This window comes from Ruegeria sp. SCSIO 43209 (genome assembly GCF_019904295.1).
GTDB lineage: Bacteria > Pseudomonadota > Alphaproteobacteria > Rhodobacterales > Rhodobacteraceae > Ruegeria.
Genome location: NZ_CP065359.1, coordinates 3,123,050 through 3,146,278, shown reverse-complemented (window position 1 = coordinate 3,146,278; position 23,229 = coordinate 3,123,050). Strand labels below are relative to the sequence as shown.

The 23,229-nt window shown below is 57.4% G+C and carries 24 protein-coding genes; 9 read left to right on the top strand and 15 right to left on the bottom strand.

Translation table 11 applies throughout. The annotated features are described in order from the left end of the window. Positions 1–94 precede the first annotated feature (94 nt). The 6 genes from iolG to iolD are packed head-to-tail and all read right to left on the bottom strand — an operon-like array spanning position 95 to position 6,464. Positions 95–1,084 (bottom strand): inositol 2-dehydrogenase, encoded by a 990-nt coding sequence (gene iolG, locus I5192_RS15800; RefSeq protein ID WP_170626713.1) that lies wholly within the window; start codon positions 1,082–1,084, stop codon positions 95–97. 1 nt (position 1,085) lies between these two features. Then, positions 1,086–1,916, bottom strand: coding sequence for a class II fructose-bisphosphate aldolase (locus tag I5192_RS15795; protein WP_223117249.1), 831 nt, complete (start codon positions 1,914–1,916; stop codon positions 1,086–1,088). Then, a complete protein-coding gene (locus I5192_RS15790; RefSeq protein ID WP_170395026.1) occupies positions 1,913–2,770 on the bottom strand; it encodes a 5-deoxy-glucuronate isomerase in 858 nt (285 codons plus the stop codon). Before I5192_RS15790 ends, I5192_RS15795 begins: the two co-directional genes overlap by 4 nt. Before the next feature lie 12 nt (positions 2,771–2,782). Next, on the bottom strand, positions 2,783–3,760 hold the full coding sequence (iolC, locus tag I5192_RS15785; RefSeq protein ID WP_170395024.1) for a 5-dehydro-2-deoxygluconokinase: 978 nt from the start codon (positions 3,758–3,760) through the stop codon (positions 2,783–2,785). Then, positions 3,757–4,596, bottom strand: coding sequence for a phytanoyl-CoA dioxygenase family protein (locus I5192_RS15780; protein WP_223117248.1), 840 nt, complete (start codon positions 4,594–4,596; stop codon positions 3,757–3,759). Before I5192_RS15780 ends, iolC begins: the two co-directional genes overlap by 4 nt. Then, entirely contained in the window at positions 4,596–6,464 is a 1,869-nt protein-coding gene (gene iolD / locus I5192_RS15775) for a 3D-(3,5/4)-trihydroxycyclohexane-1,2-dione acylhydrolase (decyclizing) (RefSeq protein ID WP_223117247.1), read from the bottom strand. Before iolD ends, I5192_RS15780 begins: the two co-directional genes overlap by 1 nt. A 129-nt stretch (positions 6,465–6,593) precedes the next feature. Between iolD and I5192_RS15770 the strand changes: the two genes are divergently transcribed. Genes I5192_RS15770 through I5192_RS15760 form a run of 3 tightly spaced genes read left to right on the top strand, consistent with a single transcriptional unit; the run spans position 6,594 to position 9,757 of the window. Next, on the top strand, positions 6,594–7,697 hold the full coding sequence (locus I5192_RS15770; protein WP_170395018.1) for a Gfo/Idh/MocA family protein: 1,104 nt from the start codon (positions 6,594–6,596) through the stop codon (positions 7,695–7,697). A 19-nt stretch (positions 7,698–7,716) separates the two neighbouring features. Further along, positions 7,717–8,610 carry a TIM barrel protein gene (locus I5192_RS15765; protein ID WP_223117246.1) on the top strand — a complete coding sequence of 298 codons (894 nt, stop codon included), beginning with the start codon at positions 7,717–7,719 and terminating at the stop codon, positions 8,608–8,610. 13 nt (positions 8,611–8,623) lie between these two features. After that, positions 8,624–9,757, top strand: a complete 1,134-nt coding sequence (locus I5192_RS15760) for a Gfo/Idh/MocA family protein (protein ID WP_170514214.1) — start codon at positions 8,624–8,626, stop codon at positions 9,755–9,757. Here the strand turns inward: I5192_RS15760 and I5192_RS15755 are convergent. Continuing rightward, a complete protein-coding gene (locus I5192_RS15755) occupies positions 9,754–10,758 on the bottom strand; it encodes a LacI family DNA-binding transcriptional regulator (RefSeq protein WP_170395012.1) in 1,005 nt (334 codons plus the stop codon). The genes I5192_RS15760 and I5192_RS15755 overlap by 4 nt on opposite strands. A 187-nt stretch (positions 10,759–10,945) precedes the next feature. Between I5192_RS15755 and I5192_RS15750 the strand changes: the two genes are divergently transcribed. From I5192_RS15750 to I5192_RS15740, 3 genes are all read left to right on the top strand, one after another. Further along, complete coding sequence (locus tag I5192_RS15750; protein ID WP_170395010.1) at positions 10,946–11,896, top strand: sugar ABC transporter substrate-binding protein; 951 nt, start codon at positions 10,946–10,948, stop codon at positions 11,894–11,896. 87 nt (positions 11,897–11,983) lie between these two features. Beyond that, positions 11,984–13,108 carry an ABC transporter permease gene (locus tag I5192_RS15745; protein ID WP_170408588.1) on the top strand — a complete coding sequence of 375 codons (1,125 nt, stop codon included), beginning with the start codon at positions 11,984–11,986 and terminating at the stop codon, positions 13,106–13,108. 1 nt (position 13,109) lies between these two features. Next, positions 13,110–13,898 (top strand): ATP-binding cassette domain-containing protein, encoded by a 789-nt coding sequence (locus tag I5192_RS15740; RefSeq protein ID WP_170395006.1) that lies wholly within the window; start codon positions 13,110–13,112, stop codon positions 13,896–13,898. Positions 13,899–13,934: 36 nt separating this feature from the next. Here I5192_RS15740 and I5192_RS15735 read toward each other — a convergent pair whose 3' ends face one another. From I5192_RS15735 to I5192_RS15715, 5 genes are read right to left on the bottom strand one after another with little or no spacing between them, the layout of a single operon-like run. Then, positions 13,935–14,477: a DUF3833 domain-containing protein gene (locus I5192_RS15735; protein ID WP_170514209.1), complete on the bottom strand. Its 543-nt coding sequence runs from the start codon at positions 14,475–14,477 to the stop codon at positions 13,935–13,937. After that, the gene (locus tag I5192_RS15730; RefSeq protein ID WP_170408586.1) at positions 14,474–15,091 is read right to left on the bottom strand and encodes a DUF3833 domain-containing protein; all 618 of its coding nucleotides are present in this window, start codon (positions 15,089–15,091) and stop codon (positions 14,474–14,476) included. Before I5192_RS15730 ends, I5192_RS15735 begins: the two co-directional genes overlap by 4 nt. Next, the gene (locus I5192_RS15725) at positions 15,088–16,311 is read right to left on the bottom strand and encodes an MFS transporter (protein ID WP_223117245.1); all 1,224 of its coding nucleotides are present in this window, start codon (positions 16,309–16,311) and stop codon (positions 15,088–15,090) included. The genes I5192_RS15730 and I5192_RS15725 overlap by 4 nt, the downstream gene beginning before the upstream one ends. Beyond that, positions 16,311–16,850, bottom strand: a complete 540-nt coding sequence (locus tag I5192_RS15720; RefSeq protein ID WP_223117244.1) for a hypothetical protein — start codon at positions 16,848–16,850, stop codon at positions 16,311–16,313. The genes I5192_RS15725 and I5192_RS15720 overlap by 1 nt, the downstream gene beginning before the upstream one ends. Continuing rightward, the gene (locus I5192_RS15715; protein WP_223117243.1) at positions 16,807–18,135 is read right to left on the bottom strand and encodes an NAD(P)/FAD-dependent oxidoreductase; all 1,329 of its coding nucleotides are present in this window, start codon (positions 18,133–18,135) and stop codon (positions 16,807–16,809) included. Before I5192_RS15715 ends, I5192_RS15720 begins: the two co-directional genes overlap by 44 nt. Before the next feature lie 185 nt (positions 18,136–18,320). Between I5192_RS15715 and I5192_RS15710 the strand changes: the two genes are divergently transcribed. Next, positions 18,321–19,046 carry an SDR family oxidoreductase gene (locus I5192_RS15710; protein WP_223117242.1) on the top strand — a complete coding sequence of 242 codons (726 nt, stop codon included), beginning with the start codon at positions 18,321–18,323 and terminating at the stop codon, positions 19,044–19,046. Positions 19,047–19,048: 2 nt separating this feature from the next. Here I5192_RS15710 and I5192_RS15705 read toward each other — a convergent pair whose 3' ends face one another. Continuing rightward, complete coding sequence (locus tag I5192_RS15705; RefSeq protein WP_170394986.1) at positions 19,049–19,336, bottom strand: I78 family peptidase inhibitor; 288 nt, start codon at positions 19,334–19,336, stop codon at positions 19,049–19,051. Between the two features lie 129 nt (positions 19,337–19,465). On the opposite strand from I5192_RS15705, the gene I5192_RS15700 reads away from it, so the two are divergent. Further along, complete coding sequence (locus I5192_RS15700) at positions 19,466–20,578, top strand: S-(hydroxymethyl)glutathione dehydrogenase/class III alcohol dehydrogenase (RefSeq protein ID WP_170394983.1); 1,113 nt, start codon at positions 19,466–19,468, stop codon at positions 20,576–20,578. A gap of 54 nt (positions 20,579–20,632) precedes the next feature. Here the strand turns inward: I5192_RS15700 and I5192_RS15695 are convergent, their stop codons facing one another. After that, positions 20,633–21,571 (bottom strand): DMT family transporter, encoded by a 939-nt coding sequence (locus tag I5192_RS15695; RefSeq protein ID WP_223117241.1) that lies wholly within the window; start codon positions 21,569–21,571, stop codon positions 20,633–20,635. A gap of 196 nt (positions 21,572–21,767) precedes the next feature. On the opposite strand from I5192_RS15695, the gene I5192_RS15690 reads away from it, so the two are divergent. Next, entirely contained in the window at positions 21,768–22,235 is a 468-nt protein-coding gene (locus tag I5192_RS15690; protein WP_170515231.1) for a DUF1203 domain-containing protein, read from the top strand. Here the strand turns inward: I5192_RS15690 and I5192_RS15685 are convergent. Beyond that, entirely contained in the window at positions 22,232–23,224 is a 993-nt protein-coding gene (locus I5192_RS15685) for an ABC transporter ATP-binding protein (RefSeq protein ID WP_170395098.1), read from the bottom strand. The genes I5192_RS15690 and I5192_RS15685 overlap by 4 nt on opposite strands. Between the last annotated feature and the right edge of the window lie 5 nt (positions 23,225–23,229).

Genomic DNA, 23,229 nt, shown 5'->3' with positions numbered 1-23,229 from the left:
ACGATACGGCGCGCCTAGAAGATGTCTGATGATTTCTTGAGGGGGTACGAGTTTGGCGCGTCGTACCTTGAACCTCGATGATTTCCCAAAAACCTCAAACGAGGCTGATAACGGTGCCCTGCTTCAAGGACGCGTCCGCCGCATCGGCCAGCAACTGAGCCCGCAGCCCATCGATGATACCTGGTGCAAGTTGTCCTGATCCGGACACAGCGGCAGTGAAATGGGCCATCTCAGCTTGATAGGCGCCTTCGTAGCGTTCAAGAAAGAAATGCTGGGCGGGGGCTTTGCGGAAACCCGACGGAGTCGCGACCTCAACCGCATTCTCCAACATGTTTTCAGCCCGCAACATGCCCTTCTCGCCATGCACTTCAATGCGCTGATCATAGCCATAGCTGGCGCGGCGCGAGTTGGAGATCTGGCAAATCTTGCCACTGGCCGTCGTCAGGGTTACGGCTGCGGTGTCGACGTCTCCGGCTTTGCCGATCTCGGGATCGACGAGCGATGATCCAACAGCGTAAACGCTGATAGGTTCTTCGCCCAGCAAGAAACGTGCCATATCCAAGTCATGGATCATCATATCGCGGAACAACCCACCCGAGCTTTCGATATAGCTGATCGGTGGCGGCGAGGGGTCGCGGGACAGAATGGTGACAATTTCGACCGCGCCGATCTCACCTTCGGCGATGCGGGATTGAATATTGGCAAAGCTCGGATCAAAGCGGCGGTTGAAGGCCGTCATGAAGGGCACGCCGGTGGCTTCGACCACCTTGATGCAGTCGCGGATGCGGTCAGCGGACATGTCCACCGGCTTTTCGCAGAAGATCGCTTTGCCGGCATTCGCCGCTTTATGGATCAGATCGTAGTGGGTGTCGGTCGGAGTACCGATGACGACAGCATCGACATCTTTGCTTTCGATCAGTTCGTCCGCCGACAGGATCTGTGCGCCAGTTTTGTCGGCCAGCATCTGAGCCGGTTCTGTGAATGCGTCCGCCACTGCGCTCACCCGTGCGCCATCAATCTGCCCGATCGAGCGCGCATGAACCTGACCGATCCGCCCGCATCCCAATAGCCCAATATTCAGCATGTCATGCCCCTTTGAACGCTTTCAGTACTCGGCGCGTCGCCTCGACCACCGGTTCATGTGTATCTTTCAGTATTTGAACGCGGTCGAACCTGTCCGGATCGGCATTCACGGCCGTTCGCAGGGCATTCCCAAAGGCCATTCGCAGCTCGGTCCCGATGTTAAATTTGCAGATTTTCGATCCGCGCGCCAGCGCAGCACGTTGCGCAACCGGCACGCCCGAGCCGCCATGGATCACCAGAGGTATCTCGGTCACGGCTTCGATGGCGCGGATACGGGTCTCGTCCAGACCGCCCTCTTTGTTCTGCTGCAAGTGGACGTTGCCGACCGAGATCGCCATTGCATCCACGCCGGTCTCTCGGGCGAATTGCGCGGCTTCCGCCGGGTCGGTTCCGTCCGAACCTTCACCACCCGAATAGCCGACAAAACCGATTTCCCCCTCGCAGGAGACACCAGCGGCATGGGCCATCTCGGCAATTGCAGCGGTCTCGGCGATATTCTGTTCCAAAGGCTTGCGCGATCCGTCAAACATGACCGAGGTAAAGCCGCTGTCGATGGCGATGTGGCATTCGTCATGGGTGTAGCCATGGTCCAGATGCGCCACGACGGGCACGCTGGCACATTCGGCCAGATGGCGGAACATCTTGCCCAGAACCGGCAGCGGCGTGTGTTCGCGGCATGATGGGCCGGCTTGCAGGATGATCGGTACGCCTTCGGCTTCGGCAGCGGCCACGTAGGCACGCATTTCCTCCCAGCCCAGCGTCACCAACCCGGCCAGGGCATAGCCGTCGCGCAGCGCGGGTTGCAGCACGTCCGATAATGTCACAAGGCTCATTTGAACTTGGCCACCATGTCCATAATGCCCGGGATCGTATGCAGCTGGGCTGCATGGGTCGGTTGGAAATACTGCTTCAGCGAGCGCTGACTGAGCCCGCCGAGGATGGTGAAATAGTACATTTCATAACCCGGCAAAACTGCGCAGGGGTGATAGCCCTTGTCCAGCAGGATCGTCGAGCCATCCATGATGTGATAGGCATCACCCGGCTTGTTGTCTTCGCGCTGCAGCATCTGGACGCCAGAACCATAGTTGGGCCGGAAGCGGAAATTATAGGTTTCGTCATGGCGGGTTTCGATCATTTCGCCATCGTCGCTTTTGCGGTCGGTGTCATGTTTGTGGCTGGGAAAGCCGGACCAGCCGCCCTGACCCACGGTATAAAGTTCAGACACCAGCAAGCGGCCGACCTTGTCGTGATGGTTCGCGCCCAGAATGTGTTTGATCTTTCGATGGGTTTTGGTGTCGTCCGATCCATACTGCACCAGATCCAGCTCGGGTACGCGGACATCAAAGGGTTCAAGCACACGGTCGAATTTTGCGCCCGCGATGAAGGTTTCGGTTTCATCCGTCATGCAGGTTATTCGAACCTTGGCGCCGACGGGAACGTATACGCCCTCGGGCTCGCCATCCCAGACGTCGATGGTGCGGTTGCCAAGGTTGGTATAGATCGCGCCGTCCACATCGACATCCACGGTACCGGTAGCGGGCACGATGCAGGTCTCATAGCCCGGTACGGCATATTCGAACACCTCGCCCTTTTTCAGTTTGACGATGTTGAAATAGTTTAGCGGCACCAGATCATGGTCGGCATCGACGATAGGTTTGTTCTGGTTGTCATGGGGCGCAATATGCATCTGCGTCTCCTTTCAGGTATCCGTGGAGCCCGGGTGTTGGGCCAGAAATTCGTCAAGTTCGGGCGTCGTCGGCATGGCCCCGGCGCAGCCGGGTTTCGACACGACGATCGACGCGCAGGCCGAACCGCGCAGCACCGCATCGCGCAGGTCATGCCCCGCAGCGATCGAGGCCAGCAGACCGGCCAGAAAACTGTCGCCTGCGCCGTTGGGCTTCACGGCGGTAACCGGGTAGATGCCGGTGCGGACCTCTTGCCCGTCTGCCAGCGTAATGGCCCCCTCATGGCCCATCTTGTAGATCACCATCTTGCCGTTGGCCGCCAATTCGCGGGCCTTGTCTAAACCTTTTTCGATGCCGCCCGCCATAAAGCCGAACTCTTCATCATTGCCTACGATCAGATCGCTTTCATTCCCTGCGCGGGTCAGAACCTCTGAGGCGACTTCGGGTGATGGCCAACTATAGGGGCGGTAATCGATGTCGAAAATCACCGGCAGGCCTGAGGCGCGCGCATTTTCAAACGCGCGGAAGGTGGCCGAGCGTGAGGGTTCCGCAGCAAACACCGTGCCCGCCGTGATCAGGGCTGAGAAGGCGCTGTAGTCGACCTCATCCATATCCGCCTCGGTTACCTGGAAATCAGCGGCGCCGTTGCGGTAGATGACATTCTGAAAGTCTTCAATGCAACTTTCGTAGACAGCCAAGGACGTACGCGCCTCGCCACCCACAGCTCGGACATATCTCGTTTCAACGCCATAGTCCCGCAGCCGGTTCACACAGAACCGCCCCACGGCATCATCCGAGACCGAGGTGACCAGCGCCGCTTGCGATCCCAGCTTCACCAGTCCGGCGCAGATATTGGCGCTTGATCCGCCCAGATCGGCGCGAAACACTTGTGCGTCTTCGCTTTTGGTTCCGACCGGATCCGCAAACATGTCCATTCCGGCCCTGCCGAACACGGCAAAGCGGTTACCTTTTATACCTTCGATCAGAGTCACGTGCGCCCCTCGGTATTGCCTGCCCGCGCGGCATCCAGCACCTCGGGGTAGGGATAGTTCAGGCCCAGCAACTGCCGCAGATCGGGACTTGCCTGATCAAGGAAATCCTGCGTCAGAGCAGCAGGCATATCTTCCATTGGTTTAACCCATTTGGGCAGGTACTGGATCAGGATCGCGCTGCGGTCGTGATCCGCTTTGTTGGGCATCGCGCAATGCCATGTCACGCCATAGAACAGAGCAACATCACCAGGCTCACCGGTCATCTGCTCGAATTTGTCATAGAACTTGTCTTCGGGCGTGGGATAACGCAGCTCTTTCTGCGATCCGGGTACATATCCGGTCGCGCCGCTTTCCTTGGTGAATGGGTCCAGCAAAATCGAGACCTGCGCGTTCATCGGAAACGATCCATTGAGACCCACGGGATGCGTTTCGGGGTTGTGAAAGTCCCAATAGGGATAGTCGACATGCGGCTCCTGCCCCGGCCCGCCCGGCAGGATGCGATTAGCAGCGATCGAGCCCATGATGAACTCGGTCCCCAGAAACTTGCGGAGGATCTTCATCAGAACCGGATGCGCAGCCATGCGTGAAAACACGTCGCCCTTAGCCAACAGATTCCAGACCCGCCGCTGCAGGTTCAGTTTGCCATCCTCTTCCGCAGCGCCTTGGAAATGGGTCACTTTCTCGGCCGCTGTTTCGGATTCGGCCATGACGATGGCACGTGCCTCGGCGATCTCTTCAGGGGTGAAAAGGCCCGAGATTGCGACGACTCCATCACCGTTCAGCAATTCATCCACAATGACGTCTGGGTCAGCCGTTTCTGCCTTGAACCGTTTCATCAGATGCCCTTGCGTTGTTTTTCGCGGGTCGATTCCCATTCGACATGGGCATCACGAACCTTCTCGTCAGCCGAAGTGTGGGGTGTTCCAACCTCCCACCATGCATGGCCTTCAGTGGTCCAGCCTTCATAGGCGTCCACGTCCATCACAATCACATAAGTCTTGTCACTGGCCTTGGCGCGCTTGAACGCTTCGGCCAGTTCTGCCGGGTTCGCGACCTTTTCGCTGGTGGCCCCCATCGAGGCCGCGTGGGCCGCGAAATCAACGCCAAAGGCTTCGGGGATGGTGGGGCAGTCTTCCAGCAGGTTGTTGAAGCTTTCGTTGCCTGTGTTGTTCTGCAGCTTGTTGATGACTGCAAAACCGCCATTGTCCAGCACCAGAACAATCATCTTCTTACGGCTCAGAACCGAGGAATAGATGTCCGAGTTCAGCATCAGATATGAGCCATCACCGCAGAAGGTAATCGTGTCCTTATCCGGCTCACGCTCAGATTGGGCAATGCGCGCGCCCCAAGCGCCTGCGATCTCATAGCCCATGCAGGAAAAGCCAAACTCGACATCGACTGTGCCGATATCCAGGGTGCGCCAATTGGCAGTGACCTCGGCGGGCAAACCTCCGGCAGCGGCGATCAGACGGTCGCGCGGGTCGCAAAGCTCGTTCACAACGCCGATGGCTTGCGCGTAAGAACTAGGACGGTTCCCGTACGCGACATTCTCGGCCACATAGGCATCCCATTTACGCCGTTCGTCCTGCGCCAGAGATACCCAATCGGATGGCGCAGAGTAATCAATCGCCTGTGTTAGAGCCTGAATTGACAGTTTAGCATCCCCGACAACCGGCAATGACATATGCTTGCCCGCATCATGTCGCGCGGCGTTAATCGAGATGAACTGGGCGTCCTTGGAAAAGGCTGTCCATGATCCTGTCGTGAAATCCTGCAGCCGGGTTCCAATGGCAACTATCACATCGGCCTGTTCCGCAATCGCGTTGGCGCTGTCTGATCCGGTCACGCCAATCGGGCCGATATTCAGCGGATGAGTCGCAAGCATATTGGCGCGGCCAGCGATGGTTTCGACCACCGGAATCTGGTGACTCTCTGCGAATTCGGTCAGTTCAGCCACGGCTTGCGAATACTGCACACCACCGCCCGCTATGATGATTGGACGCTTCGCTCTGGTCAGCGCAGCGGCCGCATCGGCAATCTCATCTGCATCGGGTGTTTGACGGCGAATGCGATGCACCTTCTTCTCGAAGAACTTGACCGGATAGTCATAGGTCCAGCCCTGAACATCCTGTGGCAACCCGAGGAACGCAGGGCCGCAATCGCCGGGATCCAGCATCGTCGCAATGGCAGCGGGCAGCGATTGGATCACCTGCGCCGGATGGGTGATGCGGTCCCAATACCGACTGACCGGCTTGAACGCGTCATTCAGGCCAAAGGTTGGATCGTTGAAATTCTCCATCTGCTGTAAAACCGGATCCGGCAAGCGGGTGATGAAGGTGTCCCCGCACAGCATCAGCATCGGCAGGCGGTTGGCATGGGCCAGACCGGCGGCTGTCAGCAGATTCGCTGTTCCCGGTCCCGCGCTGGCAGTGCAGAACATGAATCGCTGACGCAGCCATTGCTTGGCATAGCCCGAAGCGGCGAATCCCATGCTTTGTTCGTTCTGCCCACGATACAGCGGCAGCTCATCCCGCACTGTGTTCAGGGCTTCACCCAGGCAGGTCACGTTGCCATGGCCAAAAATCCCGAAACCACCACCACATAAGCGATATTCTTGCCCGTCGATCTCGATGAACTGGTTCGACAGCCAGCGAATGATCGCCTGCGCTGTTGTCAGGTAAACAGTGTCGTGTTGCGCGGACATGTCTGCGGGCTCCTTTAGGAAAATTATGATGCAGTGCCGAATGCAGCTTGCGAGAGTCCTATTCTCACGATACAAGTTTTGCAACCGGTTGCAAATGGTTTTCAAGAAAAAGCGAGGGAGGACGTCGGAATGGCAGAGATCGGCATTGGCATTCTAGGCGGCGGATATATGGGCAAGGCTCATGCGGTCGCCATGTCCTCGGTTGGGGCAGTGTTCAACACGGCCTTGCGACCACGGTTAGAGATGGTGTGCGCCTCGTCACCGGAAAGCGCTGAGCGGTATCGTCAGGCCTATGGATTCGCGCGCTCGACGGATGACTGGCGTGTGCTGGTGAACGACCCGAAGGTCGAGGCCGTCGTGATCGCCACGCCTCCCGAAACACATCGCGAGATCGCTCAGGCAGCGTTTGCGCTGGGCAAACCGGTGCTGTGTGAAAAGCCTTTGGGCGCGTCTCTGGAAGATGGTGCAGCGATGTCAGCAGCGGCCGAGGCCTCGGGCTTGGCCAACATGGTTGGTTTCAACTATATCCGCACCCCGGCCAGCCAATACGCTCGCGCTCTGATAGCCGAAGGAGAGATCGGCGACATCACATGGTTTCGGGGTGAGCATACCGAAGATTTCTACGCGCACCCTCAAGCCCCGGCAACCTGGCGTACAACAGGAATGTCGAACGGAACGATGGGTGATCTTGCGCCTCATATGATCAATGCCGCACTGGCTTTGATCGGCCCGATTTCACGCGTGATGGCCGAGGTCGAAACCGTGCACAATAGCCGCCCGGGTGGCGAAGTTGACAATGACGACCATGCTCAGATGATGGTGCGGTTCGCGAACGGAGCAATGGGATCGATCTATATCAGTCGAATCGCGACGGGGCGCAAGATGGGCTATGCCTATGAGATCAGTGGCACCAAGGGTGCGATCCGCTTTGATCAGGAAGACCAGAACGTTTTGTGGCTCTACCGTATGGAGGGTCCCGAAGCTGAGCGTGGCTTTCGTAAGATCCTGACCGGCCCCGCACACCCGGACTATGAGCCGTTCTGTCAGGGCCCTGGCCATGGCACGGGCTATCAGGACCAGATAATCATCGAAGCACGCGATTTTTTGCGTGCAATCGAGACAGGTAAACCGGTTTGGCCGACCTTCCACGACGGGCATGAGGTCAACCGGGTCGTCGCTGCGGCATTGGCATCGTCAGCGGATGAAAGCTGGAAAAATATCGAAGATTTCTGAGCATCGGAGACAAGACAAGATGAGCATCAGAATTGGCAATGCGCCCTGTTCCTGGGGCGTGGAATTTGCGCAGGACCCGCGCAATCCGCATTGGAAAACAGTTCTCAGCGAATGCGCTGTGGCCGGGTATAAGGGTATCGAACTCGGCCCGGTGGGTTTCATGCCCGAAGACCCTGCGGTGCTGGCCGATGCGCTGGCCGAGCATGATCTTGAACTGATCGGCGGCGTTGTGTTCCGCAACTATCACGACCCCGACGCGTGGGAAGACGTGCTGGACGCCACCCACCGCACCGCTCGCGCATTGAAAGCGCATGGGGCGCAGCACATGGTGCTGATCGATGCGATCTCACCCCGCCGCGCGCCAACCGCTGGTCGCGCCGATGAGGCTGAGCAGATGGACAAGGCCGAGTGGACGGCGTTCCGGGATCGGATTTCTGAAAGCGCGCGGATCGGGTCCGAGGAATACGGGCTGACCGTTGGGATGCACGCTCATGCTGCGGGCTTCATGGACTTTGAACCTGAACTTATCCGTTTGCTGGACGAGGTCGATGAAAGCCTTCTTAAAATTTGCTTCGATACGGGGCATCACTCTTATGCCGGGTTCGATCCGGTCGGCTTCATGAAGCGCTACGTTGATCGGATCTCGTACATGCACTTCAAGGATATCTCTCCGACAGTGAAAGCGGATGTAATTGCCAATCGGACGGGCTTCTATGATGCTTGCGGGCAGGGGATTTTCTGCAATCTGGGTGAAGGCGACGTAGACTTTCCAACCGTTCGCCAGGTGCTGCTGGACGCAGGTTTCACAGGATGGTGCACGGTCGAGCAGGATTGCGACCCAACGCTCGACCCTGATCCTGTAGGGGACGCGCGGAAGAATCGTGAATACCTTGAATCAATTGGTTTCAGTTAAGGAGGTCCAGACCATGACCAAGCTGAAATGGGGCATGATCGGAGGCGGCGAAGGTAGCCAGATCGGACCGGCGCACCGGTTGGGGGCGCTGGCGGACGGGCATTTCCAATTCACCGCCGGAGCGCTGGATCACAGGCCTGACATTGGTCGCGAATACGCCCAACGATTGGGTATCGCGGCAGACCGAGCCTACGGCGACTGGACCGAGATGCTGGAAGGTGAGCGCGGGCGCGAGGATCGGATTGATCTGGTCACTGTAGCCACTCCAAATGCTACGCATTTCGAGATCACCAAAGCGTATCTTGAGGCCGGGTTCAACGTGCTATGCGAAAAGCCCATGACCATGACGGTGGAAGAGGGCGAAGAGATTGTCAAAGTCGCCGAGAAATCAGGAAAGATTTGCGCGGTAAACTACTGTTACTCGGCTTATCCGATGGTGCGTCAGGCTCGCGCGATGGTGCGCGCAGGTGAGATCGGCAAAGTCCGTCTGGTCGTTACCAATTTCAGTCACGGCCATCACGGAGACGCCACCGATGCTGACAATCCACGCGTGCGCTGGCGCTATGATCCTGCGATGGCGGGTGTTTCCGGGCAGTTCGCTGATTGCGGTATCCACGCGATGCACATGGCCGGATTCATTGCGGATGATGAGGTTGAGACCCTGTCTGCAGATTTTGCTTCAACCATTGGCAGCCGTGAACTTGAAGATGATGCCATGGTCAACTTCCGCACGACAAAAGGCGCTGTTGGCCGGTTGTGGACCTCTTCGGTCGCCATCGGTCGGCAGCACGGGTTCGACATTCAGGTGTTCGGAGAAACCGGCGGTCTTCGATGGGCGTCGGAGCAGCCGAACCAGCTTATCTACACGCCTGTTGGTGGTCGCCTGCAGATCATAGAAAAAGGCGAAGGCGGGCTGCATGAAGACGCGCAACGACTCAGCCGGGTGGCGATTGCGCATCCCGAAGGGTTCCCGTTGGCGGTTGCGAATATCTATTGCGATCTCGCAGATGCTATTGCCGGGGAAACCCGCGACGGCTTGCCCAATGCGGCAGACGGCGTGCGGTCGATGGCGGCTGTGCATACAGCGGTCGAGTCGGCGAAACAGGGCAGCGCGTGGATGGATGCCCGGCCACCAATGTTTCGTTAACTCTCAGATACGGGGCGCAATGTGCCCCGTTCCACCACCGAGCATGGGAATATCCGTGCCTCCGGATATCGGTCGGGTTCGTTCAGGGTTGCCACCATCAGCTCGATCGAAGAACTCACGATTTGCCGGATCGGCTGATGGATGGTGGTGAGATCAATATTCTCCCACCGTGCCATTTCCATGTCGTTCAGGCCGATGATGCCGATGTCTTCGGGCACCTTTAGGCCACTATCCAGAATCGCGGACAACACCCCGATGGACAACACGTCATCGCCGCAGAAATATGCATCAGCCCGCTCAGATTGGAGCAAGCGTAGCATTTCCTGACGACCTGCATCGAATGAGTAAGCCTCAGCAAACGAGCAGGTCACATCAATGCTAGGATGCCGGGCCATCTCTGACATGAAGCCCGCATGGCGATCCTGGGTCGAGGTCGCCGCCTCGGGCCCGCCTAGAAAGGCTACTTTCGTATAACCACGCGCGACCAGCTCGCGGGCCGCCATGCGTCCGCATTCCACATTGTCGATCCCGACCACATGAACCTGCGGTGAAGAGGATGACCGGCCAAAGCTGTGCACCACTGGTACGCCAGCATCCCGAAACGCTTTTGCGAAGCCGGGCGGCAAGGTCGACGACGCTACGACAACGCCATCGACCGAATATTGGCGCAGCATTCGTACCGAATTTTCGGGTTCAACTTCGTCGGTCAGATTCACCAGCAACGGGCGCAGGCCTCGGTCCTGCAGCCCCCGGGTAAAGAGGTCAAAAACTTCAAGAAATATCGGGTTGTGGAAGTTGTTCGAGACCAGCCCGATCAGCTTAGTTCGGCCTGTGGTCAGAGATGAAGCCAGTGCATTTGGGCTGTATCCCAGCTCACGCGCGGCCTTCTCGACTTTTCGGCGCATCTTGTCGGAAACCGAGGCCCCATCGGTGAAAGTGCGCGACACCGCCGAGCGTGAAACGCCGGCGCGTTCTGCAACCTCTTTCAATGTGACAGCCATGATCCGTCTGACCTTCCTGCGTTTAGTGGCAGTCCTTTTACCTGTATTCTTTGGCAGATACAGTATGAAACACATCTGACACCGTTTGCAACCGGTTGCAAAATTTTGACAGATATGCTCTAACTCGAGTCGGAGAGGTGCGAAGGACTGCCTCAATCCGCGATAACATGAGTTTTGGGAGGACATCATGACTTCACTGACGAAGAAGTTGGCGCTGGCGGCGGCGGTAGCTGCGACGCCTCTGATCGCAGCCACGGGCGCTGCGGCGGAAGGTGAGAAATACATTCTGGTCAGCCACGCGCCAGACAGCGATAGCTGGTGGAACACGATCAAGAACGGCATCGCGCTGGCAGGCGACCAGATGGGTGTCGAAGTCGAATACCGCAATCCGCCCACTGGCGACCTTGCCGATATGGCGCGGATTATCGATCAGGCGGCTGCTTCGGGTCCGAACGGGATCATTACCACGTTGGCGGATTATGATGTGCTGAGCGGACCGATCAAATCGGCGGTCGATGCGGGCGTTGATGTGATCATCATGAACACTGGTACGCCGGATCAGGCCCGGGAAGTTGGTGCCCTGATGTATGTGGGTCAGCCCGAATATGATGCCGGATTTGCTGCAGGCCAGCGCGCCAAGGGTGACGGCATCGGCTCGTTCCTTTGTGTGAACCACTATATCGTTCAGCCCTCAAGCCAGGAACGTTGTCAGGGCTTTGCAGACGGCTTGGGCATTGAACTGGGGGATCAGATGATCGACGCCGGCCAGGACCCAGCCGAGATCAAGAACCGCGTGCTGGCCTATCTGTCGGCGAACCCGGATACTGATGCGGTTCTGACACTGGGTCCAACCTCGGCTGATCCGACAATTCTGGCGCTGGAAGAAAATGGTATGGCCGGTGACATCTATTTCGGCACCTTCGATCTGGGTGGTGAGATTGTCAAAGGCATCAAGTCTGGCGTGATCCAGTGGGGAATTGATCAGCAGCCCTTCCTGCAGGCTTACCTGCCGGTTGTTGTGATGACCAACTACCACCGCTATGGCGTTTTGCCGGGCAACAACATCAATTCGGGTCCCGGCTTCGTAACTGCTGATGGTCTGACCAAGATCGAAGAATTTGCTGGCGAGTACCGCTGATTCTTACAGCGCGGGCGCCCCGCCAAAGCGGCGCCCGCCAACAACTATCTGACGCAAAATCACTGCTTAACTCGGAGGGGCGTTCTAATGAGCGAGTCTGCTCAAAACACGGCTGTAACCGACGAACGGATTAAAGAAATATCGCCGCTGCGCAAAGCCTTGATCCGGCCTGAACTTGGCGGGATGGTTGGCACCGTTGCCGTCTTCACCTTCTTTCTTTTGTTCGCTTTTGACAGCGGCATGTTCAACGCACAGGGCATGATGAACTGGTCGGTTGTCTCGGCGCAGTTCATGATCATCGCCGTGGGTGCCTGCCTTCTGATGATCGCGGGTGAGTTTGACCTGTCAGTCGGGTCGATGATCGGCTTTTCGGGCATGATGATCGCAATTTTTTCGGTCACGCTCGCGTGGCCGGTCTGGATGGCAATTCTCGTCACGTTTGCAATGGCGGTGGCAATCGGCGCGCTGAATGGTTGGATCGTGATCCGGACTGGTTTGCCAAGCTTTATCGTAACGCTGGCCTTTCTGTTCATCTTGCGCGGCTTTACCATCTTCCTGCCGCAGGTGATCGAGCGCAAAACTATTATCGGCGGTGTGAAAGACGCAGCCGAAGGCGATTGGCTGGCGCCGATCTTTGGTGGTAAAATTTTGCAGGGATTGTTCCAATGGCTCGGGGATGCCGGGATTATCGCCGTATTCGAGCGTGGCACCCGCGCCGGTCAGCCAGTTGTGGATGGTATTCCAATGCTGATCGTCTGGGCGATCGCACTGATCATCTTTGGACACGTGCTGCTGACCAAAACGCGGTTCGGCAACTGGATCTTCGCCTCGGGCGGGGATGCTGAGGCGGCGCGCAACTCGGGTGTGCCTGTGAACCGGGTCAAGATTCTGATGTTTATGTTCACGGCCTTCTGCGCCACCGTCTTTGCCGTCTGTCAGGTGATGGAGTTCGGATCGGCTGGTGCTGACCGGGGTTTGCTGAAAGAGTTCGAGGCGATCATCGCCGTGGTCATCGGCGGCGCGCTTCTGACCGGAGGATACGGCTCGGTACTGGGCGCGGCGCTGGGCGCGCTGATCTTTGGGGTGGTGCAACAGGGGTTGTTCTTTGCCGGTGTCGAAAGCTCGCTGTTCCGGGTCTTCCTTGGGGTGATCCTGCTGGGGGCTGTGATCCTCAACACCTATATTCGCCGCATCATCACGGGAGAGCGTTGATATGAATCCCGAACATGAACCCATCATCCAGATGAAAAACATCGAAAAGCACTTCGGCAGCGTGATCGCGCTGGCGGGTGTCTCGGTGGACGTGTTTCCCGGTGAATGTCACTGCCTTCTCGGCGACAACGGTGCGGGCAAGTCGACCTTCATCAAAACCATGTCGGGCGTGCACCAGCCCACCCACGGAGAAATCCTGTTCGAAGGCCACCCCATGCATTTCGCCGACCCGCGTGATGCCATCGAGGCCGGGATCGCAACCGTGCACCAGCATCTGGCCATGATCCCGTTGATGTCGGTCTCGCGCAACTTCTTCATGGGCAATGAGCCGGTAAAGAAGGTCGGACCTCTTCACTTCTTTGATCATGACTATGCCAACAAGGTCACGATGGAAGAGATGAAGAAAATGGGGATCAACCTGCGCGGCCCTGATCAGGCGGTGGGCACGCTGTCAGGTGGTGAACGCCAGACCGTCGCCATCGCGCGGGCGGTGCATTTCGGGGCGAAGGTTCTGATCTTGGATGAACCGACCTCGGCCCTTGGGGTGCGCCAAACAGCCAACGTTCTGGCGACCATCGACAAGGTGCGCAAGCAGGGGATCGCGGTGGTCTTTATTACTCATAACGTCCGCCATGCGTTGGCAGTGGGGGACCGGTTCACGGTACTCAACCGCGGTCAAACGCTGGGTACGGCGCAGCGTGGCCAGATCACCCCTGAAGAGCTGCAGGACCTGATGGCCGGTGGTCAGGAGATGGTCGAGCTTGAAGGCAGTCTGGGCGGAACCGTCTGATACTTTTTTGCCCCGCTGGCTGTGCTGGCGGGGTGACTACTTCTTCTCGAAGTACAATATGACTTCACCCAGCCTTACGCCAAAACGCGAAACATAGGCTCGGTTCAATAACCGGTCATCCGACAACAACCACATCCAGTCATCAAAATTGACACGCATGGTGCCGTCTTTGACGGGCAGGTCGATTTTGTACTTCCAGTTAAACGTATCGCCCCTTTCGACCCCACTGGCTGTGCCCAGCACACCGGGAGCGGTGCCGGTCCAGGTGTCATCGCCGGTCTTGGTCAGGGTCCAGATCCGTTGTTCGGTCGCACCATCGTCATAGACGAAATCTTCGACAAGCGTCAGAGTCTCTCCGTCCCATGTGCCGTCAATATCGACCTGGAAGCGACGCGGGACATTACCTAGTACATCCTGAAACTGACCATAAGCGACAGTCTTACCTTCGAAGAACTCTTCAAGGTTCAGCTGACGATCTGACAGAAACGATTTTGGTATACGCGGTTTGGCCGAGCATGCGGCGAGGATGGCCAACCCCGCGATCGCGATACCTGCAATAAGGGTACGGCGGGCGATCATTGCAAAACCCTCAGCTCAGAGTCTGTATCGTGGCCGTTTGCGCCATGCAGATGGGCGGATTTCACTTCAGGCGCAGGGCGCATCGTGGCGACCAGCTCGGCCACCTTGATCCCGAATTTTCGCATCTCGGACCGGTTCATGATTACACCGTTCTCCGTCAGATACATCCAGTCGGTCACATCCAGTGTATGCCCGCCCGCGTCCTCGGGCAGGATGATGCGATAGGTCAGCTTGACGGTTGAGCCCGAAATCACGCCTTTTCCCTCGCCGACAATATCGTCCGCTGTTGCGGTGAAAGTGTTGCCCGTGCCCAACGTCAGATGCCATTTGCGGGTCATCTGTTTGCCGTTGGAATAGGTGAAATACTCGGACAGCGTACCGGTGTTGCCGTCCCATTCGCCCACCATACGCGCGACAAAGCTGTTCGACATCTTGCCATTCGGGCCATAGATCAATCCTTCGGACAGGATTTCGCCATTCAGGTTCTTTTTGAGTGAAAACTCAGGTCCGGTTCCGCTGTAGTCGGAGGGTGATTGCGAGCGGAAACTGAGGAACCGGTTCTTCACAGCAAACAGCGCAAAAATCGCAAGCAGACAGATCAGGAGCGTTTTCATTTGGCAGAGACCTCTGTCGGGAGGGTCAGGACCATGCCAAACGCTCCGAGTTTCAAGATGCAGGGCAGCACCGCATAGGCGAGGGTGAGTGTATTCAAAGCCTCGGCAGAATTGGCCTGTCCAGGTGTAAAGCCGCTGCGTTCCAGTAGCGGCAGTGTGAAAAAGGCGGCCAGAGCTAGACCCAGCTTACCTGCGAATGACCAGATGCCGAACGCAGCAGATGCGTTCAGCCCGGCCCGGGTCAGAACGACCGAGAACATTGCAGGCAGGACAACCATGTCCGCCCCAAGCGCCGCGCCGGATGCGAGGCATATGATGGCGAAACCAATGAGATTCCCAGGGGCTAGAAGAGCGGCCCCGACAAAGCCGAGAATGGCCAGCGGCATGGCGATCATCAGAGTCTGTTTCGGGCCAATCCGATTGCTGAGCCTGGCCCAGAACGGAACGCTGAGCCCGGCGCTGAGGAAGAACAGGATCAGCAATGGCCCCGCTTTGCCTGGCAGTTGCAGCCGATCTTCAACAAAGAACAGAAACAGGGTCGAGGTGATGGCGACGGGCAGGCTGTTGACCAACGCAAGGGCAAGCAGACGTAAAGCCCCAGCCTGTCCTAGGCCTGCAAAGGACAGCCCTTGACCGGTGATCGGCGTGCGTCGCCACATTGGCAGCGTAACAGCCAGAGTCACAACGCTCAGAAGCCCGAGAAACATTCCAAAGGCCGGATACCCTTGCGCGGCTGCGCCAAGCGCCACGAACACAGCGGGTGCTGCGGCTGCTATGATAACTCCGGTCAGTTGTCCACCTTCGCGGAAGGCGGCCAGTGTCATCAGTTCCTTCGCGCTAGCATGTTTCGCCAGCGTGGCGCTGCGGCCGTAAAGCAAGATGGTCCCAAGGCTGTAGGCCGAGAATAACAGGATCAGAATAGACACTAATGCGGCGATACTTACCGCTTCTGGCAAACCAAACAGCAATGGAAATCCAATTGCTAGACCCAGCGCAGCGGCGGCGGCAAATAACATCTGCCCACCGGGCCAGCGATCAATGGCCCAGCCAATCAGTGGATCTTGCACCAGGTCGACCAGCCGGATGACCAGCAGAATGGTGCCAATCACCCCCAGCCCGATACCGAGATTCACGGCGGCAAAGCGGGGCAGGTGGATGTAAAGCGGGATACCTGCTGCAGCAAGCATCAGCGCATAGAGGCTGACACGCGGGTACAGCATCACTGCCCCTTCAACTGCTGTGTGAACGAGGCGGATCGTGTATTGTTACCCAGAAAAATTGACATGAAGCTGCGTGTAATACCCGGATATGTCAGGGTGCAGGTTTTGCTTCCGTTGCGCCAGAAGCTGACGCTGTTGGGGCCTTGCGCGATGGCCAGATAGCTATCGCCTTTGCTGACCGCCTGAAAACAGCCCTGCAATTGGGCTTCCGTCGGCGCAGAATTGCCTTGTCGGGCCATCTCTTCCAGTGTCGACTCGACCAGCGCTTTTTGTTTCAGGTTTTTTCGATAGGTCAATTGTAGGCCGAAATTCTCGTTCCAGCTGAATGCGGCACCGCCGGGCGTGTAAAGCTTGGCGTCATAGAGCGGCAGCCCCAGAAAACGGAATGTCCCGGTGCCGCGCAGCTTAGGGTCTTTGATTGCATCCGACAAAGGCGAAGCCGCCAATCCGCCGGGGACCATCAGCGCCAGTGACAGCAACGCAGCGCAACAGGTTCTATACGCTGGCCGAAACAGCGAGGTCCGTTTCAGGGATACCATTGTCAGCTCCGATGCTCTGCGGGATGGCGGTGAGGCGCTCGACAACATGCATTGCGCTAGCAATCCCGTCTTCGTGGAAACCATGCCGGTTATACGCCCCGGCAAACCAGGTTCGGTTCTGTCCCTGCATCTCGCGGATTTGCCCTTGCGCGCGCAGGGCGGCTTTGTCGAACACCGGATGGGCGAACTCGACCTCGTCATAGATTTTGTCCGCGGGAATCTCTGAGGCGGCGTTCAGGGTCACAAACAGCGGGTCACTGTCGGGGATATTCTGAAGCCGATTCATCCAATATGTGACCCCAACATTGCCCTTTTGCGATCGATAGGTCCAACTGGACCAGCAAGCACGCCGCCTGGGCATTTGGCGGGGATCACAGTGCAGGATAGCTTTGTTCGGTTGATATCTAATCGCGCCGAGCGCCGCTTTTTCCGCTTCGGTCGCTGCATCACCCAGAATGGCGAGGGACTGATCGGAGTGGGTGGCCAGGATGATCTCATCAAACAGATCAGCGTCGCCGCCGGCATGCACCGTGACACCCAGATCGTGCCGTTCGATCCGCTGAACGAGCGAGGCCACACGAATGTCGGCCCCCCGCGTACGCAGAGCGGCCTCGATCCGGCGGACATATTCGATGCTGCCGCCTTTCACGGTGTACCACTGGTGCTGATTGGCACGGCCCGAGGCCAGTAACGCGTGATTGCGGAAGAACTGCACCAGCGAGCGGGCTGGGAACTGATCGACGAACTCGACCGGAGTTGACCAGATCGCGCCGCACATCGGCATCAGATAATTGTGCCGGAACCAGTGGCCGAGACGCAGTTGATCCACAAGCTCACCGATCGTGGTGTCGTCGTCCTGCGCGGCTTCGGGGGCCTCTTTGCCAAACCGCAGGATATCGGCGATCATCTTGTAATAGGCTGGACGCGCGAGGTTGCGTTTCTGCGCGGTCAAAGTGCGCAGATTGTTCAACCCATATTCGATGCGGCCATTGTCGATAGTTGCACCAAAGCTCATCTCACTTTTGGTGACCGGCACGTTCAGCTCATCAAACAGCCGGGTCAAATAGGGGTATGTGACATAGTTGAAGACGATGAAACCGGTATCTACCGGCTGATCTCCGTTCTTTCCGGCCATCACCGTGCGGGCGTGGCCGCCCAGTCGGGGCTCAGCCTCGAACAAGGTTATATCGTTGTCTTCGGAAAGGTAATAAGCTGCGGAGAGACCTGAAATGCCTGCGCCTATGACTGCGATTTTCTTGCGTACGCCCCGGGTTTCGTCGAACATTCCATCCTCGTTATTCGGTATTTACAACAAGATACGCAGGGAATGAGCCTTTGGATCAACCGCATTAGAAGTTTTTTTCCGACGCGCTATGTAGTGTTATCTGGCCGAATGCTACGAGCGCTGGGCGTGATCCATTGCTGCTGTCAGAACGTATTCGACCTAGTAGTACGAAAAAAGACTTACGCATGAGCAGTTTTGACGGAAAAACCTATTGGATCATTGGCGCCAGCGAAGGGCTGGGCCGTTGCTTGGCCGAAAAGCTGAGCCGCGAAGGCGCGCATTTGATCCTTTCTGCTCGCAATGCCGAGCGATTGGATGAAATCTGTGGCACCTTGCCTAATGCACGTGCTGTACCGATGGATGTGACTGATCTCGACACTGTGCGCCGCGCTGTGGTGGAGGCTGGCTCAATTGACGCGCTTGTCTACAACGCAGGCGCCTATGAGCCGATCAGTACGTCAGATTGGGACACCGATGCCGCTTTGGCGATAAGCGATGTGAACTATTCCGGTGCGCTTCGGGTGTTGGGTGAAACCGTCCCAGGATTTGTGGGCTCAGGCAGTGGTGATATCACGCTGATCGGGTCGCTTGCCGGGTATCATGGGCTTCCCAATGCGATCTCGTACGGGGCCAGCAAGGCTGCGCTGATCTCGCTGGCTGAGACCATGCGGCACGATCTGGCAGGGTCAGGCGTGACGGTGCGCATTGTCAATCCGGGGTTCATCAAGACCCGTCTGACCGACAAGAACAGTTTCAAAATGCCGATGCTGATGACACCCGAAGATGCGGCCGATCGCGTATTGCGCGCCATGTCCCGTCGCCGGTTTCGAACCGATTTCCCGGCACCGTTCTCATGGGTTGTGCGCCTGATCGATTATTTGCCCGATATTCTGGTGTACCGGGGAAAGTGACGCTATCCGCAAGTAAGCCTCTGAATTGTGCCTGCGCCGTTCACATAAACGTTCAGCCGGTCGATGCGATAATCCTGCGTGGCAATATCATCCGGGCCCAGAACGCGCGACCGTTCAGGCAGTTGGGCTTGTATGGTTGAAACCGGCTCACCAATGGTGTTCGCAAACGGTTCTCCCTTGCAAAATGCAAGATCAACCGGTGCCTCCTCTAGTTCAAGCGCCGCGTCCTGCGGTGCAGAGGTCTCAGAACATGCGGTCAGAAGAATTAGGATCGGAAATAAACGGTACATTGGCGCAGGGCTTTCTGGTGATGTCGTTTCTGAAATATCAAAGATTTAGCCAACCTGTCATGAAAGCGCAGTTGAAAAAACCCTGTATTTGACGCAGGGTCGGGCAAAACAGACAGGGAGACAAGCACCATGCGTACCCGTGCCGCCGTCGCCGTTCAGGCAGGCAAACCTTTGGAAGTGATGGACGTAAACCTTGAAGGCCCCAAAGCGGGCGAGGTTCTGGTCGAGATCAAGGCGACAGGCATTTGCCATACCGATGAATTCACCCTGTCGGGCGCCGACCCTGAAGGCTTGTTTCCCGCCATTCTGGGCCATGAAGGCGCAGGTGTCGTGCTTGAGGTCGGCCCGGGTGTAACCAGCCTGAAACCCGGCGATCACGTCATCCCGCTCTATACGCCCGAGTGCCGTGAGTGCGAATACTGCCTGCATCCCAAGACCAACCTGTGCCAGGCAATTCGCGAAACCCAAGGCCAGGGCCTCATGCCGGATGGCACCTCGCGTTTTTCTACGTTGGATGGCGATCCGATCCTGCACTACATGGGCTGCTCGACCTTCTCGAACCATACGGTTCTGCCTGAAATCGCGCTCGCCAAAGTGCGTGAGGACGCGCCCTTTGACAAGATCTGCTATATCGGCTGCGGCGTGACCACCGGAATTGGCGCGGTGATCAACACTGCCAAGGTAGAAATTGGCAGCCGTGCCATCGTGTTCGGCTTGGGCGGTATCGGCCTGAACGTGATTCAGGGCCTGCGTCTGGCTGGCGCGGATCAGATCGTGGGCGTTGATTTGAATCCAGCCAAGGTGGAAATGGCGACCAAGTTCGGCATGACCGATTTCGTGAACCCCTCTGAGGTCGAAGGTGATCTGGTGCCGTATCTGGTCAACCTGACCAAGGGCGGCGCGGATTATACCTTTGACGCCACAGGCAATGTCGGCGTAATGCGAGCGGCACTGGAATCGGCTCACAAGGGCTGGGGTGAATCGATCATCATCGGTGTGGCACCTGCGGGCGCTGAAATCTCGACTCGACCGTTCCAACTGGTTACTGGCCGCTCATGGCGTGGCACCGCGTTTGGCGGAGCGCGTGGACGCACCGACGTCCCGAAAATCGTGGATTGGTACATGGACGGGAAGATCGAGATCGACCCCATGATTACCCACACCATGGGCCTGGATGACATCAACCACGGTTTCGACCTGATGCATAAGGGCGAGAGTATCCGATCAGTGGTCGTCTACTAAGGCTCAATAAGGGCTGAAATGGATTGCACGGCGCGCTGCAATGCGCGCCGTTTCTTATTCTCCGGGCCTCGTCGCTCCAGTATCTGACCGGGGCGACCTGACGCGCAGCACAGGCGTATTAGCAGAGGTAGTGTTTGATCGGCTCTCTCGCCAAACCACGAAAACACCTGATGCGATGATGATACTTGCGCCAACGGCGACCCAGATATCCGGGTGCTCGCCAAAGAAAATCACGCCGAAGATCGTGGCCCAGATGATCTGGCTGTATTGACTAGGGGCAATGACGCCGGCGGGGGCGGCGCGATAAGCAAGGATGATCAGGTGCTGTGCGATTACCGAGAACACCCCGACAAACGCCATCATCGCCAGATGCAGCAATGTTGGTGGTTGATAAACTGCCGGTTGGGCGACGCTCATGACGGCGATGGCCAGCAGCATAGGATAAAGGATCAGGACGGCAGAGCGTTCTTCATTCCCGATTTTGCGGACAAGAACCGAAGCAAATGCGCTGCAGAAGGCTGCTGCCAAGGCCGCTAAATGGCCCAGGGTGATTTCGGTCGCGCCAGGGCGCAGGACGATCAGGACGCCGATCAGGCCGACGCCCACGGCCGCCCACCTTTGGGCACGGACCACCTCACCCAGAATCGGAATCGACAGAACAGTTACGATCAGCGGAAAGGAAAATAGCAGGGAATAGACTTCGGCCAGCGGCAGCACCGAAAAAGCGTAGAAGGCACAAGACATGGCCATGATCATCGTCGCTGATCGCAACAGCACCAACCACGGATGCCGCGGCAGGAAATTCCCAGTGGTCCGATCGGCTAGAATTGTTACTGCCATAGGGACAAAGGAAAACAGCGTCGCAAAGAAGATGATCTGCAAAACCGAATAGGTGCCACCCAGCACCTTGATCAGCACGTCATGCGTCGCGAAGACGGCAAAGCCTAAGAACGCAAAGGCAAGCCCACGAAGGGTGGAGTTCTGAGCGCTCATGACAAAAGCCTCAATCATAGATGGATCGTTTGGGGTGTTTGATGTTTGCTTAGACCCAAATTGGTCTGACGGGTAGCCCTTATTTTACCGCTAACATTCTTTTGCAGGCAGGGTTGCAGATTTTGCAATACGCAGGAAACGGGTCGAGTCCAAAACAAGCGATTGCCATGATCATCTCAAATCAAGGAGAAACATCATGCACGGAATTTCAGCCCTACCAACACAGCAGGTTCAGGCATATCGCGCCGGTGCGCCGGATGGATATGGAAACCCACCAGAGCGTGCGATTTCCAATGGGGCGGGCAACCCATGCCGTCATTGTTTGAAATACATACCGGAAGGCAAAGAGATGCTGGTGTTGGCGCACCGACCCTTCCCGGAAACGCAGCCTTATGCAGAGACTGGACCGATCTTCCTTTGTGCCGACCCCTGCGCACGCTATGAAAGTGAGGATGTGCTGCCCGAGGCGTTGACCGACTCGCCCAACTACCTGATCAAAGGGTATGGTCCGGACGACCGAATTGTCTATGGAACCGGGATCATCACCCCACAGGCGCAGTTGCATGAGGCGGCTGAAAAAATCTTCTCCCGCGCTGATGTCGCTTACATCCACATCCGATCTGCTCTGAACAACTGTTATCACGCACGGATCGATCGTGTCTAAAGCTTGACGCGGTGCATCCCCCGATGTGGTTGGTTCGGGTCGTTGACAGTTGCGTCGTCGACCCGACTGGAGGTCAACGCAAGGAACACATCCTCAAGATCAGCTTCTTCAGTGCGGACGTCCTGGATGCGAATATCGGCCTGACGTACAGATTCCAGCACCTGCTCGGCTGTAGTTAGGTTGCTGTGGTATTGCAGCACAAGGTCGCCGTTCTCACGTTGCGCTGCAATCACGTTATCCGCTACAGGCAGAGTCTGTATGGGGCTATCCGGCACGATCACCATGGTTCGGCTGTCCATGCGGCCCAGCAGATTGGCCGTGCTGTCTTGTGCGATCTTTTCGCCGTGATTGATAATGGCGATCTCGTCACACATCTCTTGCGCTTCTTCCAGATAGTGCGTGGTCAGGATGATGGTCATGCCCTGTTCGTTCAGCTTGCGCACATTGGCCCAAAGCATCTGTCGCAGTTCAATATCCACACCCGCCGTGGGTTCGTCGAGCACCAGAATCTTGGGATGGTGCACCAGCGCTTTGGCCAGCAGCAGACGCCGCCGCATTCCGCCCGAGAGCGTGCGCGCATAGGCCTCGGCCTTGTCGGCAAGGCCAACGAGGTCGAGGATCTCATCGCTTCGCCGATCAGACTTGGGAACACCGTACAGCCCGGCCTGAACTTCTAATGCGCCTCGAGGTGTAAAGAACGGATCAAGGTTCAATTCCTGAGGCATCACGCCGATGGCGGCGCGGGATTGGCGCGGGTTTTGATCCTGGTCGAAGCCCCAGATCGAGACGCTGCCAGACGTTTTGACCACCAGCCCCGCCAGAATGTTGATCAGGGTGGATTTGCCGGCTCCATTCGGGCCAAGCAGACCGAAAACGGACCCCTGCGGTACCGTCAGGTCGATCCCTTTCAAAGCCTGTTTCTCGGGCTGGCCCTTGCCGCCGCGATAGGTCTTGCGCAGTGATCTGATTGTGATTGCCGCATCGGACATGTGGC